General features: G+C 37.9%; 15 protein-coding genes and 1 pseudogene. 5 read left to right on the forward strand and 11 right to left on the reverse strand.

The features are described from left to right. Window positions 1-119: 119 nt before the first annotated feature. Complete coding sequence (locus ACM0OR_RS15930) at window positions 120-554, forward strand: hypothetical protein (RefSeq protein WP_414577314.1); 435 nt, start codon at window positions 120-122, stop codon at window positions 552-554. Window positions 555-682: 128 nt separating this feature from the next. Next, window positions 683-1,324: a hypothetical protein gene (locus ACM0OR_RS15935; RefSeq protein ID WP_414577316.1), complete on the forward strand. Its 642-nt coding sequence runs from the start codon at window positions 683-685 to the stop codon at window positions 1,322-1,324. Window positions 1,325-1,351: 27 nt separating this feature from the next. Here the strand turns inward: ACM0OR_RS15935 and ACM0OR_RS15940 are convergent, their stop codons facing one another. From ACM0OR_RS15940 to ACM0OR_RS15970, 7 genes are all read right to left on the reverse strand, one after another. Beyond that, window positions 1,352-2,326, reverse strand: a complete 975-nt coding sequence (locus ACM0OR_RS15940; RefSeq protein WP_414577317.1) for a CHAD domain-containing protein — start codon at window positions 2,324-2,326, stop codon at window positions 1,352-1,354. A gap of 282 nt (window positions 2,327-2,608) precedes the next feature. After that, window positions 2,609-3,940, reverse strand: a complete 1,332-nt coding sequence (locus tag ACM0OR_RS15945) for an MFS transporter (protein ID WP_323268989.1) — start codon at window positions 3,938-3,940, stop codon at window positions 2,609-2,611. A gap of 124 nt (window positions 3,941-4,064) precedes the next feature. Beyond that, the gene (locus tag ACM0OR_RS15950) at window positions 4,065-4,943 is read right to left on the reverse strand and encodes an IucA/IucC family C-terminal-domain containing protein (RefSeq protein ID WP_414577319.1); all 879 of its coding nucleotides are present in this window, start codon (window positions 4,941-4,943) and stop codon (window positions 4,065-4,067) included. Beyond that, complete coding sequence (locus ACM0OR_RS15955; RefSeq protein WP_190708269.1) at window positions 4,943-5,920, reverse strand: iron-siderophore ABC transporter substrate-binding protein; 978 nt, start codon at window positions 5,918-5,920, stop codon at window positions 4,943-4,945. The genes ACM0OR_RS15950 and ACM0OR_RS15955 overlap by 1 nt, the downstream gene beginning before the upstream one ends. Before the next feature lie 18 nt (window positions 5,921-5,938). Next, entirely contained in the window at window positions 5,939-6,913 is a 975-nt protein-coding gene (locus ACM0OR_RS15960) for an iron-siderophore ABC transporter substrate-binding protein (protein ID WP_414577321.1), read from the reverse strand. 95 nt (window positions 6,914-7,008) lie between these two features. Continuing rightward, window positions 7,009-9,567, reverse strand: coding sequence for a TonB-dependent siderophore receptor (locus ACM0OR_RS15965; RefSeq protein ID WP_414577323.1), 2,559 nt, complete (start codon window positions 9,565-9,567; stop codon window positions 7,009-7,011). A 216-nt stretch (window positions 9,568-9,783) separates the two neighbouring features. Next, window positions 9,784-10,803 carry a helix-turn-helix transcriptional regulator gene (locus ACM0OR_RS15970; protein ID WP_414577325.1) on the reverse strand — a complete coding sequence of 340 codons (1,020 nt, stop codon included), beginning with the start codon at window positions 10,801-10,803 and terminating at the stop codon, window positions 9,784-9,786. 86 nt (window positions 10,804-10,889) lie between these two features. Between ACM0OR_RS15970 and ACM0OR_RS15975 the strand changes: the two are divergent. Together ACM0OR_RS15975 and ACM0OR_RS15980 are read left to right on the forward strand one after the other, a co-directional pair. Further along, a pseudogene (locus tag ACM0OR_RS15975) lies at window positions 10,890-11,090 on the forward strand (iron chelate uptake ABC transporter family permease subunit); the annotation flags it as partial. Between the two features lie 240 nt (window positions 11,091-11,330). Then, the gene (locus tag ACM0OR_RS15980; RefSeq protein ID WP_414577327.1) at window positions 11,331-12,398 is read left to right on the forward strand and encodes a DUF3616 domain-containing protein; all 1,068 of its coding nucleotides are present in this window, start codon (window positions 11,331-11,333) and stop codon (window positions 12,396-12,398) included. Here ACM0OR_RS15980 and ACM0OR_RS15985 read toward each other — a convergent pair. Then, window positions 12,395-12,799 carry an NIL domain-containing protein gene (locus ACM0OR_RS15985; RefSeq protein WP_190708259.1) on the reverse strand — a complete coding sequence of 135 codons (405 nt, stop codon included), beginning with the start codon at window positions 12,797-12,799 and terminating at the stop codon, window positions 12,395-12,397. The two genes, ACM0OR_RS15980 and ACM0OR_RS15985, sit on opposite strands and share 4 nt — an antisense overlap. A gap of 232 nt (window positions 12,800-13,031) precedes the next feature. Here ACM0OR_RS15985 and ACM0OR_RS15990 point away from each other — a divergent pair, with 232 nt between their 5' ends. After that, window positions 13,032-13,607: a thioredoxin family protein gene (locus tag ACM0OR_RS15990; protein ID WP_414577329.1), complete on the forward strand. Its 576-nt coding sequence runs from the start codon at window positions 13,032-13,034 to the stop codon at window positions 13,605-13,607. Between the two features lie 59 nt (window positions 13,608-13,666). Here ACM0OR_RS15990 and ACM0OR_RS15995 read toward each other — a convergent pair whose 3' ends face one another. The 3 genes from ACM0OR_RS15995 to ACM0OR_RS16005 form a co-directional block, all read right to left on the reverse strand. Then, on the reverse strand, window positions 13,667-14,254 hold the full coding sequence (locus ACM0OR_RS15995; RefSeq protein WP_414577331.1) for a cytochrome b: 588 nt from the start codon (window positions 14,252-14,254) through the stop codon (window positions 13,667-13,669). 237 nt (window positions 14,255-14,491) lie between these two features. Further along, window positions 14,492-14,731: a DUF6737 family protein gene (locus ACM0OR_RS16000; protein WP_414577332.1), complete on the reverse strand. Its 240-nt coding sequence runs from the start codon at window positions 14,729-14,731 to the stop codon at window positions 14,492-14,494. 45 nt (window positions 14,732-14,776) lie between these two features. Beyond that, window positions 14,777-15,250 (reverse strand): hypothetical protein, encoded by a 474-nt coding sequence (locus ACM0OR_RS16005; RefSeq protein WP_414577334.1) that lies wholly within the window; start codon window positions 15,248-15,250, stop codon window positions 14,777-14,779. Between the last annotated feature and the right edge of the window lie 37 nt (window positions 15,251-15,287).

Here is a 15,287-nt window from a genome sequence, read left to right on the forward strand (position 1 = left end):
TAGTCCATCTCCAATTCCCTCATTCCTCTAAGTCTGAAACAATTATTTTTAAATTTTGAATTCTTACGCCGCCGGGGTTAGTTAGTACCCTGGCAATTGCTTTATGTTTAGGAGAAACCATGAATACCAGACTACGAGGGGGAATCATTGCCCTCACTACAACCTTATTGTTGAGTGTCACACCTTTAGTTAGTGCTGAAACTCCTTCGCGCTCAATTCGTAATTCGCAAATTTTACCCTATCTATTAGATAATCCGCGTGATAGCTCGTTAGTAAGAGTGCGTTGTGTTCCCAAGTTTAGGCAAGGAGAAAACAGAAAGCGCAGTATTATTAGAGACAGTCTCTTAAACTCCAATTCGCAACGCCATGATACTGTCACTATTGAAATAGAAGGTAATTGTCGCAATGTCAGAGTTCGGGTGCAAGAAGACTCAAACTATTCTGATTACCAAGTTGAGAGTCCTGACGTAGACGATAATTATCCCGACGTTGAAGATAGTTGGTTAACCCGTGAGGGTTCGGGATGGCATTGGCTATTACGAAATCAACGATGATATTCCCATGCCCAAAAATAGTTTGTGATTTTTTCCAGAAACAGGCTGCATAAACCCAGAATCACCAACCTATTGATTAAGTGAAGGGATTAACACCCAAAACACTGAAATCAAAGGAAGAAATGACAATGAAAACCCAAACCTTTTTAAGCCTCGCCTGTTCTCTGTCTATTTTAGGTGCTTTAACACTACCAGCTACAGCCCAACCTGTTCCCACCGAAGCAACTCAACCCCAGGTAGTCAACGCAGAAATTAGCATTCCCCAAGATACAGCACTCATCGTTTCTTTCCCCGCACCGATTACCGTAGATGTAGGGCAAAAAAAGGACTATCCCCTGACTGTTCCTTTAGCTAGTGCCATTAAAGATGCTCAAGGTAACATCATTGCACCAGAAAATACTCCTGTTAGCATAGTGTTGAAACCAAGCGATGGCGGTGCAAAAATTGTCGCTCAATCTATAGTGATTAATGGCCGCATCGTTGCCATTAAAGCATCTAGTCAAACCATCCCCGGTACTACTATTACCCACAAGCGAGCTAATGACAAAGCTGTAGAAAATGGTTCTATTTTTGGTAGGATTGGCGGTAGCATCATGGGATTTTCCAGCAATGGCGATCCAGATCAGTTTGACAGGGGTGCAATGTTAGGTAGTGCTGTCGGTTTGATTTCTGGTTTACGTTCCGCAGAAAATACCCGTGTGGTGCAGATTCCCCAAAGTAGTGTTTATGTATTGTCCCTAGATACTCCTATCACTTTATCTGCTCGCTAAAAACTGGAGGTTAATTAACCCCTCTTCCTAATTGACAACGGGATGCAGGATTGTGAGATGAAAGTTATGTCTATTTTCTGCTTGCAAATATCGTTCTTGTAAAGGTTGCCATTCTTGCCACCACCGATAACGGTTAGCAGTTAATAAGCTAGTGAATTGAGGTAATTTGGTGTTAATGTCTGACTTGAATACATCCATTAACCACTCACCCATAACTACACTATCTTGAATGTTGCCCAAAATATCTTGAATGTTTTTTATGTCTGCAATATAAGCCGCATAAGATTCGCTATATAACTCAGTAAATAATTCCATTTGATAGCGTAAACGCTTGGCTTGTTTTCGTAAATCGTGAATAGCTTCGCCTTTATTCGTCAAAATTTTTTCTATCTCTTTTGTTGGCAATTCACTATAGATTTTCACCCCAGAATCTACAATTTTAGTCCCTACCAAAAATCCAGGATGGAGCAAAAATTGACTTAGTTCAGGTAATAGTAAATCTGGTAGTACCTGCTGAATTGGGAGAGATGCTAAGGGTTTATAAGCTGGTTTTTCTAACCATTCTTGCAAAGATTGTTTTAAGGATTTATAAGATTCATCCTTCAAAGTTGTTAGGGTTTTAGTCACAGCATCTTCACGCTGTTTAGCTAAAGCATGAAAAGCTGTTTGTAGAGCTTTTTGTTCTTTGGGGGGTAAGTTTGGTTGATAAATAGTTTCTAAACTTTGCTTTAATACATCTAAGTCGCGCAGATTACCAAGGCGGCGAGCAATTTTACCGACATTTTTCTCACTAGCCTGCTTAGGTAAATTTAATACTATGCCAAACCGACTAATAGCTGTGCGTAGGCGACGCATCCCAACTCGCATTTGATGTAGTGCTTCTGGATCTTCATCTTTCTTAACAGGTTTTTCCCACTTCAATGTTTTATTAATGTGTTTTTCAATAGCCTGATAAGCGTAGTTTCCTAGAGTTTTTACTGTAGATTCTGTAGCTAATTGCATGGTTGATAGTAATGACTTAAACAGGTTATTGCATAATAGCATTAGTTAAAAATTTCTATCTATCTGCTGATAGTTATCTTTTTATCAGAGTTGGAGCTTTTAGTATTGTGATTAACAGCAGAAAAAATTCAGCCGTTAGTTTTCATGAGGATAAAAAACTATTTCTCTAGTTTTGAGGCGGCGTTTTTGTACTTTTTCAGAGTAAGTGTAATGGCGTTTTGCGATCGCCACAAACAAAATAGAATTTTATATCAATAATTGTATTATTTGATACTGGATTTATCACTTTAATTGACTATACTCCGCATCATGATCGGGGAGAATATCTTCTACATCCCGCAGCACAGGTACAAAGAAACCCAGGAAACCAACCAGCAACATACACACCGCACAAATCACATATAACAGCGCAATTCCTGCACCAGTACCAGTTCCAAATAATCCTCCAAGAAGACTAACCAGAACACCACCTGATTGTAAGGCAGGTGTAAAAACTTGATCTGCCAATAGCCCTGCTACTAAATAGCCTACCGCAGAACCGATCTGTAAAAGTAGCGATCGCGCCGCAAAAACTCTTCCTTGCACATTGGGTGGTACTTTCGCTAACCAAATAGCACTATCTGAACTGCCATTTAAAGGGAAATTGAACGAAGAACAAAATTGTGCCGGAATCCAAACCCAAGGTGTTCTACCCAAACCAAAGACAATTTTACTGATACCTGCACCCATCATCCCCAATAAAACGCCTTTAATTTTCCGTTTAAAACCACCCCCAGTGCTAACAATTATCGCCCCTGTCACACCACCAAAACCAGCCGCAGCAGCCAAGCTACCTAGCACTAAAGTATTATTATTAGTGCGCGACAAAATCATTGGCGAGTAAAGGGAATTTCCCATATCATGGGGTAGCCAAAACAATAAATTAACTATTAACAATGCCAGCAAACTTTTGTGAGTAGTAATATAACGCCAACCCAATCCCAAATCTTGCCAAATATCAACTACTCTTTCGTTGTTTGTCGTTTGCACTGGTTGCGGAATACTAACTAAAAATAAGCTGCTAATTGCGATAGCGAAAGTAAAGATATCAATTAACCAAATTCCTAGAAAACCAATGACAGTGTAAAGATACCCCGCCAAAGCAGGTGCAATAATTTGACTACCGTAACCGGATAAAAATTCTAAACTACTAGCACGAGTATAGTGTTGTTTAGGAATCATCAGTGATACTGATGCTGAGTACGCCAAAGATTGAAATTGATTAAAAGTTCCAACAATCGCGCCTGTCAGGTAGAAGTGCCAAATCTGTAGATTATTGGTAAGATGCAACAACAAAATTACAATTGTGCTGAGAACGGCAACTGTATCACCCACCATCATTAAAAATTTGCGGTTAAATCTGTCTACAATTACACCACTAATGGGAGTAATAATAATACTTGGTAACAAACTAAAAAAACCTACCAGAGTCAGGGTTGTGGCTTTACCTGTAATTTCCCATGCCCAAATTTCAATTGCAAAGCCAGTCATATTGCTACCGATGGTAGAAACTAATTGACCAAGCCAAACGATGAGAAAATTACGCATACTAGCTGGATTTGGTTGTTGTGGCATAAAAATTCTCTTACTCTCTGCGCGACGGACACTTTCGACAAGTCAGGAAACCCGCCCACCGAAGTGTCCTCCTCTGCGTGAAAAAAATCCTCCCGTAAAATATGCAATGCCCATGAATATAATTTCAGTCAGATTCTTTCATGTATTCCTTGATTTGGGCAATTCGTTCCTGTGGTTTTAATAAAGGACAGTTTGTACACTTTTCATCAAATGGAGGAATGAAAGCATATAAACAACAGGTAAGACGGACTGTGGTTGTAGCTGGTAAACCGGCTTCGTTGAGTTGTTCAGTACGTACTAAGTTGTAAAGAAGATTGCGTCCCGGCATAACTGAACTGTATGGTTGTTCATACAAGACCGAATAATCTGTTTGTATCGCCTCTGAATTTGTACATTTATTGATTTCAGCAAACTGTCCTTCTGAAGCGTTCACCGCATTACCCCACATAGTTTTTTTGGAGAGTTTGGTTAAGCGATGAACACGGTCTATCATTGGGGCTAGATTACGCTGGAATAAACCTGTAAATACAGCTTGGTGTAAGGCTTCTACACTATTTACTATTTTTCCGGGGTAGTCTTGGGGAATGGGAATAGGTAATCTCTGAGGATAAATTACAGTACCACTCAAATCATGAAACCATAAAGCTTTGGGTTCACCGTCTTCTAATACAAAACTCACATTATTTAATCCAGCATCTAAACCGACACCAGCCCAAGTCATCAAGGCTAAAACACCCGGTAATGTTGTCCAGCTATAAACTTTGTTCCAGATGGATGCAGCAATGCGAATATCTTGAGTTTTTTGGTATATATCACTGGCTTGCCAATGAGATAAAAGTCTATCTGCTTGTAAATAATTATTTAATGAAATTACCTCAGCACCATCAGGAGGCTGAGTAAAAATTATGCAGTCTGTATAGGAACTATCTAAAGTGTGTTGAGCAAGAGTAAATATTTTTTGTAAGAAATTTTGTCCAATATTGCTAGTTATTTGTTGAAACATTATTTTTTTATTAAGTATTTAAATAGGTCATCTAAAATGGCATTGGCTGATAGAATATTGCCAAATATCCAGTAACCAGAATCAACAGTATATACTCGCTGATTTTTCACTACATTTAGTTTTTGCCATAAAGGACTATTTTGATATTTTTGAAAAGAATCTTCTGCACCAGGATCTAAAGCCACAAACAAAAAATCTGCATCTAATAACTCTAAACGCTCTAAACTAACTGAAACTAAAGGCTGATTTTCATAAGTAGTCAGTTGATTTTGCATCTCTGGTAGAGGTATTCCTACTTCTGTAAACAGACTTCCAGGAAATGAATATTTAGTGCGAAACTCTGTAAATTGATTACCAGCATAAAAGCGACTTACCGAAATGGTTTTTTCTTTGAGATTCTGATTTATAAAGGTGCGTAATTCTTGAACTCGTTGTTGATATTGCTCAAGTAATTTTTGTGCTTTCTCACTTTTTCCGATGATTTCAGCAATCCGTGAAAAAGCATCTTTCCAACTATTTTGAATATAATCTAGTGTAACTGTGGGTGCTATTTGAGAAAATAATTTGTATTGTTCTGTGCTGACAGAAAAACCCAAAATTAAATCTGGATTTAATTGCACCATTTTTTCTATATTTGGCTGACCATCTTTCCCTAAAGAAACTATACCTTCGGCTTTTTTACCCAAATTTGGTATTATGCTACCTGTAATATTAGGCTGTGCTGTTGCTATTGGTTTTAAGTTCAGTGCAAGTAATACTTCCATAGAAGTTTCATCCAAAGCAATAACGCGCTGAGGCTTTACAGGAATACAGCTTTCACCTAAAGGATGTTTGATTAGTCTACACTCAGATGTTTTTATTCTTGTCGTTATCAAGTCGGGATTTTCAGGAGAATTAATATAACAACTATTAACCAAAATTAAAGTTAGGGGTATGAGAATAAACAATTTGATGTAGCGAAGTAAAAACTGTTTCATTATTAGATATTAAATTAATTATTCCACTAAATATTTAATGAGGTCATCTAAAATAGCATTAGCTGATAAAATATTTCCAAAAATCCAGTAACCAGAATCAACGGTATATACATGATTATTTTTTACTACATTTAGTGTTTGCCATAGAGGACTATTTTGATATGTTTGAAAATTTTCTTCCGCACCTGGGTCTAATGCTATAAACATCGCGTCTGATTCTAGTAAATCTACACGTTCTAAACTAACATTGTTATAACTGACATTTGCACCTCTACTAACTTGCCATTGTGCTAGAGGGATAGATAATTTTAATTCCTCTAAAATGCCGACAGGAAATGATAATTGATTCAAAAATTGTGTAAATTGAATAGTTGTGTAAAATCGCATGACAGAAATTTCTGTATTTTTAAGTTTTTTAGAAAAAATCAAGCTTAATTCTCCAACTCTTTGTTGATATTCTGCTAGTAGCTTTTCTGCTTCTAGATTTTTATCAAGTATTTTAGCAACCTGTATTAAGGTTTCTTTCCAGCCTGTTTCTTTATAATTAATAGAAAATGTTGGAGCTATTGCAGAAAATAATTGATAATTTTGAGGACTGATAAAAAAACCTACAATTAAATCAGGATTCAATTTGATAATTGATTCAAAGTCGGGATTACTTTCCTTACCTAAATCAATAATTCTATCTATTTTACCTTTCAATATAGATGATTTATTTCCTACTCGATTTGCTGTTGTTGCTGCTATTGGTTTTAAACCTAAAGCTACTAAAATCTCTAAACTCTCTTGGTCAGTTACAATGATACGTTGGGGATTTAGAGGAATACAGGTTTCTCCTAATTCATGCTTAATATTTCGACACTCAGATGTGAGTAAGTTGACTTTTGATGAGTAGCTTTCTGGCAGAGAAAAGTTATAACAACCCTTGAGGAATATTAAAGACAGGGTTATTACCAAAAATAATTTTATGTAATAAAACCATTTATTCAACATTGTATTTTTCGGCAATGAATTTGCTCATAAAACAGCCCTAAGATAAATCAAGGGCTGTATTTAATTAATCTTCAATCAAAATAGCAATTTGTCAATTACAATTGCCAACCTAATGTGAATTTTACCGTGCGGGGTGCGCCAGGATAAACGCGCAGCAGACTTTCACCTGCTTCAAAATACTCATTGTCAAATAAGTTTTGTACATTCAAAGCTGCTCGGAAATTATTTTTGCGGTAAAACAAAGCGGCATCGGTACGTAAGTAACTGGGTAGGCTAAAGCTATTGTCTAAATTTCCCTGTCTTTCTCCTACATAAAAAAGTCCTAAACCAAAGCCTAATCCTTGGAGATTTCCCTGTTGCAATTCGTAGGTACTCCACAAACTAAAAGCGTGTTCTGGTACATTATTAATGCGATTTCCGACTGGAATATCATTGTCTTCGGTTACTTGTGCATCTGTGTAAGCGTAGCCACCAATTATTTTCCATCCTGGTGCAATTTCACCTGTGATATCTAGTTCAACACCTCGACTTCTTTGTTCTCCTGTTTGAATAGAAGTATTACCACTGGGATCTCTTTGATCAGTAGTAAGAACATTTGCACGTGTGATTTGATATAAAGCTAGAGTAGAAGAAAGATTTTCTGTCCAATCTACTTTCATTCCCACTTCATACTGAGTTCCCCGTTCTGGTTTAAAAAGTGTATTTTCAAAACTTGTGCCAGTTACTTGTTGAAATGAACGGCTATAGTTAGCGTATAAAGAAATGGCTTGACTGGGTTGGTAGACAATACCAATACGGGGACTAAAGGCTTCATCTTGTTGAGAAGAAGTTGTTTCACCTTGAGCATTTTCGGATTTTTGGTTGACAATATCAAATCTACCACCTAGAACCAATTTAAAGTTTTCTGAGAGGGAAATTTGGTCTTGCAAATAGATACCTAAACCCTCGGAAATAAAAGGTTCATTAGGAAATTCATCAAGTTCTGCGCCAAGACTATCGCGGCGATAAATGGGATTAAAAATGTCTAGGGGAGCAAGTTCTCTTTCAAAGACCCTGCCTTCGTTATAAGAAATATCTCTTGAAAGGTCAATCCCAAATAAAACTTTGTGTTCAATACTACCTGTTTTGAAATTGCCGACAATATTCGTATCTAAGTTGTAGGCTTGTTGGGCGAATTTAGCAACAACTAAACCTCTTTCTAGTGTGCGGTTATCATCTAATAGTGCAGAGGGAAATAAAGAATTTTGTGCGACACTTAAATAGGAAAAAATAAAGTTATTCCGTAACTGCCAATCTTCGTTAAACCGATGCTCAAAATTGTAGCCAATGCGTAGAGATTGACGGTTGTTTTTATCAATTTCATCAAAAGGCTCGCCAATAAAACGATTACGGGGGATTTTACCGTTGGGGTTAGGTAAGACTGTACCCACAGCAGGTAAACCCCGGTCATTAGGTTGTTTTTGGTCTGAATACTCAGCCTCTAACGTTAATTGGGTGTTCTTACCCATTAACCAAGTTAAGCTAGGAGCAATAAGGAAACGCTCTCTTTCAAAAAAATCAACAAATGTGTCTGTTGTAGATACAGATGCGTTTAACCGATATAGTAAAGTTTTGTCGTTATTTAATGGCCCGGTAAAATCTATAGAACCGCCATAGGTGTCAAAACTGCTAATAGTTCCCTCAAAGGAATAAGAAGGAGTGCTTTGGGGTTTTTTCGTGACGATATTAATCGTACCTCCAGCACCCCCTTGTCCAAATAGAACTGATGCTGGCCCCCGCAAAACTTCTATCTGTTCTATATTTTCAGTATTCACATTACTTGTGATATTAGTATCGTCCCTTAGTCCGTTACGGATGATATTACGGTTACTAAAACCACGAATGGTAAATCCTTCAAAAACTGAACGTTCTGAGTTATCGGCTATAACACCTGGTGCATTTTTCAAAGCTTCATTCAAACGCCTGACTTGCTGGTCTTGCAGGACTTGTTGAGGTATTACCTGAATTGCTTGGGGTACATCACGCAGAGGCGCATCTGTTTTTGTGGCGGTGCTGGCTGTAGGTATGCGATAACTATCCCGTTCACCTGTGACAGTCAACTCAATTGGTTCATTACTTTCGGCTGTTGGTTGTTCTGGTGGTGTTTCACTCGTCGGCTGTTCTGGTAGCTGTGTTACTTCAGCTACAGGAGCAAGTGCAAAGATTAAACCTTCTTCACTATCAAATAACTCTGCTGTTGGTAAACCTGCCTCACCTGTTACCGTTACCCGCACAGTATTAGCATCAGCTTGAGTGACACTTACAGATACAATCCCGCTTACTGGATTAGCAACGGTAAATTCTTTGCCTTCAGGCAGTGCTAAGACTGCATTAGGAACATCTGCAATATAATTATTCTCTGCACTTTTAATGACAGGACGAAGTGCTTCTGGTTTAGCACTTTCTAAAATAACTTCAATACCCTTTTCTGTATTAGTGACTTTTACACCTGTCACTTCCACAGGTGCAACATCATTTTGTTGTACCAGTAATAACTTTGCTGTACTGCTAGAATAATGTGATTTAGTTTCTGCAACGGCTGGTTTTACAAGTAATGATACCAGTGCCAACACGATCCCTGCTGAAATAACCTCTTTCGCTGGTCGAGACTCCATACCCCTCACTCCACAAAGTCAAACTCAATATTGCAAGTAATTTGCAACTATCTGTGGAAAAAGTTTATGTAATTTATGTGATGTAAGTCTATACAGTAGACGGAGAGTTTTAGACCATAGACGGAGAGTGTGATCAATTTTTGACATAAACCTGCAAGTAAGCAGCAAATAGTCAAATAGGGGAGTAGGTTTAGGGGTTTGTTGGTTTTGTGATTATTAAACGGCTTTTCTGCCTAAGCGACAATCTTGGGGAGTAATACCAAACTTACGTTTAAAGGCGGCGGCGAAGTGGCTTTGATTGGCATAACCAACTGTATTGACTACAGTTCTCACGTTCTGCTTTTGTTCCTGTAGCAACTTTCGCGCTATTTCTAGGCGATAGTCACGCAAATATCCAAATACTGTAGTACCGAATACTTCACGAAAACCGTACTTGAGTTTGTTGTCATTAATGCCGACTTTTTTCGCTAAGTCGATTAATGACGGTGGATGATCATAGTTTTTGGTTAAAATATCCTTGGCATGATAAATTTTCTCAACATCACCAGCTTTGAGATTAATGAGGGGTTGTTTATCTCCCTCAGTCTCTATCAGTTGAGCAAACTGCAAAGCTAGCAATTCTAATACCTTGCCTTCCAGATACATTTTTTGTATTATCCCTTGATAGGGTACATTGAGCATTTGCTGTAATGCTGTCTGCATGGGTAGGGTAATCTTACCGACTGGGCGGTGAAATAGCGATGGAGAGTCACTTTCTAAAAAAGGCTGTAACTGTTTTGGTAAATGCTCTAGTCCATCGATGAAGGATTTAAAGAAGTCTAGGTCTATACAAATTTTAATTAAATAGATGCGATCGCCTGCAAAATATTGTTCTACTTCTTCAATATCTGGTAAGTAGAATAGGTAATTATTTCCTACTGTTTCTTGATAATTTTCTCTAACCCCTGGAATCCCTGGACAAATTACATTATGATTACCTGATAAATAAAATTTAGCTGTTAGTATGTAAGCACCAGAGTGATCAACTATACTATTGACTTGCTGGTAGTAATAATCATCAAAAATTTCTAGAATTAATCCTGGGCGGAATTCAACTACTTGGGAATAAGTATCACATAAGCTGTGGCGGAATCTCTGAATTTGGTCAAATCCTTTAGTATTATAGGTTACCTCTAGATTTTCTAAAGTTTCCTGTTCAATTTGATTGATTTGCTCTTCCGTCAGGATATTTGTCATGCTTTAACGGCAATTTTGTGAATAAATTGCGAAGTATTCTTAACTAGAAAAAGTATTAATGGTTAATTTACAACAATCATGAGTATATTTGCAATAAGGAATTTATAGCATTAATCCTTGAGCTTGTCATACCAGGTGCTGCTTTGGGTGTAAGTGGGTTGCAAATGCAAACTCTCTTTAAAAATCCCTTGGCGATGCCTTTTGTGTTACGAATTAGTTCTGGTGCAAGTTTAGGTGTAGCGTTGGTAGTATTAACTGTAAGTATGACTACACCAGCTTTATTAAATTCTGATGAAATTTTACTAATGCACTACTTTAGCTTGTCAGTCCACTACGGGGAGTCTGAGAATAGTAAGTAAGTCGGTGTGAATAAACCTAACTATGTTAAGTAATATAAAGTTATTGTGATCGAGTTCGTAGTAAGAACTTTAGTCCTACAATAAAGACTAAAGTCCTTACTACAAACCTTTAATTATTTACGCCGTTTTACTTAATAATGATATTTGTGATTTAAGGGATTCGATAAAATGACTAATTCACATTTCCTTAATCAAGTTTTATTAACATTTAGAGAAAATTTTGGAGAACATAGAAAAGATTTGTCCGCAGTCAGATTAACTCAAGACAAGTATTTATGGTTCGGTTCAGATGAAACATCAACAATTGAGCGATTATCTTTAGTTGTTCAGGATAAATTTGCCGAACATCAACAATTTCGCGTGACAGAGTTTATGTCTTTACCTGCACCGGAAGATGAAGAAATTGATATTGAAGGTTTAGCCTGTGATGATTATTATTTATGGTTTGTAGGTTCACACAGCTATAAACGTAAAAATACTAAACCCGATAATACTGATAAGAAAAATATTTCCAGGCTAGCGAAGATCGAATCTGAACTCAACCGCTATATCTTAGGAAGAATCCCTTTAGTAGATGGACAATTACTCAAGTCTTGTCAACATCCAGAAAATCCTAATGTGCAGTTAAAGGCGGCTAAATTAGAGTTAACTAAATACAGTAATGTATTGATGGTGGCTTTAGCTGATGATCCGCATTTAGGTTTTTTTGTGAAAGCGGCTATTCCGGGAAAAGATAATGGTTTTGATATCGAAGGTTTAGCTGTCAATAAAAACAGGATTTTTTTAGGATTGCGTGGCCCTGTATTGAGGGGTTGGGCGATAATTTTGGAAATTGAGTTAGAAAGTTCTCAGTCTGGCTTATTAAAATTACGCAAAATTGGTGCAGATAAAAAAGAATACAAAAAGCATTTTATTTGGTTGAATGGTTTGGGAATTAGAGATTTATGTTGGGATGGCGAAGACTTGTTAATTTTAGCTGGGCCGACTATGGATTTAGATGGAGTTGTACAAGTTTATCGGTTGAAAAATGGTGTGAATTTACCAGAAAATACTCTGCATAATCCAGATTTTGTCCAAGAAATTCCGCATGGCGATCGCAATAATCGTGCTGAAGGTATTACCATATTTTCAGATATTGCTGGTGTGTCTTCCCTGCTAGTAGTTTATGATTCTCCAGCCCCAGATAGACTAGTAGATGAAAGTAGTGTTCTAGCAGACGTATTCAGACTTGGTTAGAGATTGGTTGAGATAGCCTGGACTGGACACGTGGGAATACACTGCTCACAGACAATACAACGCGATCGCGTAAACGTCAGTTTATAAGTTTCTGGATGCAGACTCAAGGCTTCTGTGGGACAAACCCCAGTACACAAGCCACAGTGAACACACGCATCCTCATCAACAGCTATTTCCCCCAAGGTAGAAGAAACATTGATATGTCGCGATCGCATCCACTCTATAGCTGCATCTAATTGATCAATATCTCCTGATAGTTCTACGACTAGTTTACCAATTTGATTGGGCGCAACTTGGGCGCGGATAATATTGGCAGCAACATTAAACTCTTTCGCCAGTACATAAGTCACAGGCATTTGTATTGCACGTTTAGGGAAGGTGAGGGTAACTCGTTTTTTCACAGATTTAGCAGAGGATTTTTATTAATGATAGTGGTGAGTAATGAGTGGTGAGTAATGAGTGATGAGTAATGAGTAATGAGTAATGAGTGCTGAGTGATGAGTGATGTTAGCGGTAGCGCGGCGTTTAGCCGGTGTTGAGTTGGCATTTCCTCATCTTTGCTCCCCTACACCCGGACTGCTTTACTCGGTTAAACTAAAAGAGAAATTAGTTAATAAGTTTTAATAAATTTTTATGACAAGTGATTCACCTGCAAAGCCGGAAACTACTGCTGGGACGAGATTGAGAAACTTTTTGATTGCTATAGTAGCGATCGCTCTTAGCGTTGCTTTATTCTTGGGATTACGAACTGAGACAAATTCTTTTTCTTTAGCCAACTTAGAGTCAGCATCTATACCCCTAGAAGTTGCTACCACTAACGGTAAGCCTTCTATTATAGAGTTTTACGCTAATTGGTGTACTGTCTGTCAAAAAATGGCCCCTGCGATCGCTGAACTAGAACAGCAGTATACTGATAAGGTGAATTTTGTCATGCTGAACGTAGATAATACTAAGTGGTTGCCAGAGATGCTGAAATACCGCGTAGATGGTATTCCCCACTTTGTATTTCTAAATAATACTGGGGAAAGTGTAGCTCAGGCGATCGGTGATCAACCACAAACAGTTATGGCCAGCAACCTGGAAGCTCTGGTGACAGGTTCTTCCTTACCCTATGCTCAAGCTAGCGGTAAAGTATCGCAATTCTCTGCACCAGTTACAACCACTAGTCAAGATGATCCGCGCAGTCATGGGATTCAGGTAGTTAATTAGGAGTGTAGGAGACAAAGGGGACAAGGTAGAGAGTTTCCCCAGTCCCCAGTCCCCAGTCCCTACTCACCAATTGTCTTTAACTTTTTCTTCATAAAAAAGCCTTGAAATCTCCGCCAGTTTGCTTTTACAACTTTCCATTGTTGTAGGGTATGTAGAATAATCAAAGCCAAAAATGTATAGGCTATCCAAAAATGAATGTTCCTACCTAAGTCTACTAAACTAGAGTTTTGTGGAAAAATATCGGGTAACGTCAACCCAAAAAAGGGGACGTTATTACTTCGATAAGAATTAGAAAAGAAGAACCCACTGACTGGAACTGCAAACATCAATAGATAAAGCAAAGTGTGCAGTGCAAATTTCCGTGTCCATTCAGGCGTAAACTTTGGCAAATTCTTAGTGTATTTTCGCCACCATACCCGCAGCAAAACTAAAATCCGCCAAGTCAACAAAGCGACTACCAATGCTCCCATTGATTTGTGAAAATCATATAATTCTGATCTTAGGGGAGTTTCACGGGATAGACGCGCCATAGCTGAACCAGTGGTAAATAAAACTAGATAACAGACGGCCATTATCCAATGTACAGACATGAGTTGCTTGAACGCAGAGTTAACTCTAGATTTCCTAAATACTGGCGTTAAATCCATACAAACACACCTGATTTTGGCATGGTTTCATTTTGCAATTTTATTGGGCGTTAGCAGTTATCTATGACTCAATGTGTTAAAAAATAGTGCCATAATTGTGACGTTAATAGCATTTTCAATTGTTCCCTTCTGACTCTGAATATTCCTCTGTGTTCTGCAAGTAATTTTTAGCAAATAAAGATTATTCACTTCGCTAATAATTCTACGCGTAAGGAAAAATCAAACCAGGCATGAGTGCTATATCTTATCTTGCTGATAAGTTTCTAAAACACCACTACGCATCATTAATGGTGGCCATATCAACAGAAAAAAGCCCATCCATACTAACACAGGTATGGAAATAATAACTGTCAGCCAAATAATTTTAAAAAGTAACCAGCTACCACTAATAATAGTGATGCCAGTGAGTAAGATTGACCAAGGTTGACACCACCAAGGCTTATATTTCCAGGGACTTAGAGGCTGTTGCTCAGACATGAGATTTTGTTTTTCTGTAATTAATCTTTGTCATACTTGTACTTGTTAGCGTCTACTCCTAATTTGCCCTCTCCACTCATCCAAAGAAACGTATTTATTTTCTATGATATCCAAAGCCTCAATTACACCACTGGAACTAAATACACGAAACCAATAAACTGTGTAATTGTGGTTGTTTGGATCATCTTCAAAAACGCGGATTGTGTAGTAAGGCTGGGTAGGACTAGGAACACTGTCTACGATCGCAGCTACTTTAATTGTTCTTCTAGAAAGCTGTTCTATTTCTTTGGCTTTACGTTGTACTAGAGGGAGTTTCCAGACTAAGCTAAGGGCTGTTTTTTCATCAATTTCTCTGGTAGTCTGAGCAACCTGGACAACATTATTTTTCTCTAGTGCAGCTAATATTTGAGGCGTAGCTAGCTCTTGATTTAACCTATTTCTGGCAATTTGAGCCATTGCCATATGTCCCACGCCTACTAATAAAACAGTCACGATAGGATACAAAATGATTCTTTTCATGTATCTGTCCTTCAGAATTGCTATGACATTTACAGGC

It is taken from the genome of Anabaena sp. CCY 9402-a (assembly GCF_963920945.1).
Lineage (GTDB): Bacteria > Cyanobacteriota > Cyanobacteriia > Cyanobacteriales > Nostocaceae > Trichormus > Trichormus minutissimus.

Bases quoted from the DNA above. Each gene is read 5' to 3' on its own strand.
- ACM0OR_RS15930 (WP_414577314.1), top strand. From the start codon at position 120: ATGAATACCAGACTACGAGGGGGAATCATTGCCCTCACTACAACCTTA.
- ACM0OR_RS15935 (WP_414577316.1), top strand. From the start codon at position 683: ATGAAAACCCAAACCTTTTTAAGCCTCGCCTGTTCTCTGTCTATTTTA.
- ACM0OR_RS15940 (WP_414577317.1), bottom strand. From the start codon at position 2,326: ATGCAATTAGCTACAGAATCTACAGTAAAAACTCTAGGAAACTACGCT.
- ACM0OR_RS15945 (WP_323268989.1), bottom strand. From the start codon at position 3,940: ATGCCACAACAACCAAATCCAGCTAGTATGCGTAATTTTCTCATCGTT.
- ACM0OR_RS15950 (WP_414577319.1), bottom strand. From the start codon at position 4,943: ATGTTTCAACAAATAACTAGCAATATTGGACAAAATTTCTTACAAAAA.
- ACM0OR_RS15955 (WP_190708269.1), bottom strand. From the start codon at position 5,920: ATGAAACAGTTTTTACTTCGCTACATCAAATTGTTTATTCTCATACCC.
- ACM0OR_RS15960 (WP_414577321.1), bottom strand. From the start codon at position 6,913: ATGTTGAATAAATGGTTTTATTACATAAAATTATTTTTGGTAATAACC.
- ACM0OR_RS15965 (WP_414577323.1), bottom strand. From the start codon at position 9,567: ATGGAGTCTCGACCAGCGAAAGAGGTTATTTCAGCAGGGATCGTGTTG.
- ACM0OR_RS15970 (WP_414577325.1), bottom strand. From the start codon at position 10,803: ATGACAAATATCCTGACGGAAGAGCAAATCAATCAAATTGAACAGGAA.
- ACM0OR_RS15980 (WP_414577327.1), top strand. From the start codon at position 11,331: ATGACTAATTCACATTTCCTTAATCAAGTTTTATTAACATTTAGAGAA.
- ACM0OR_RS15990 (WP_414577329.1), top strand. From the start codon at position 13,032: ATGACAAGTGATTCACCTGCAAAGCCGGAAACTACTGCTGGGACGAGA.
- ACM0OR_RS15995 (WP_414577331.1), bottom strand. From the start codon at position 14,254: ATGGATTTAACGCCAGTATTTAGGAAATCTAGAGTTAACTCTGCGTTC.
- ACM0OR_RS16000 (WP_414577332.1), bottom strand. From the start codon at position 14,731: ATGTCTGAGCAACAGCCTCTAAGTCCCTGGAAATATAAGCCTTGGTGG.
- ACM0OR_RS16005 (WP_414577334.1), bottom strand. From the start codon at position 15,250: ATGAAAAGAATCATTTTGTATCCTATCGTGACTGTTTTATTAGTAGGC.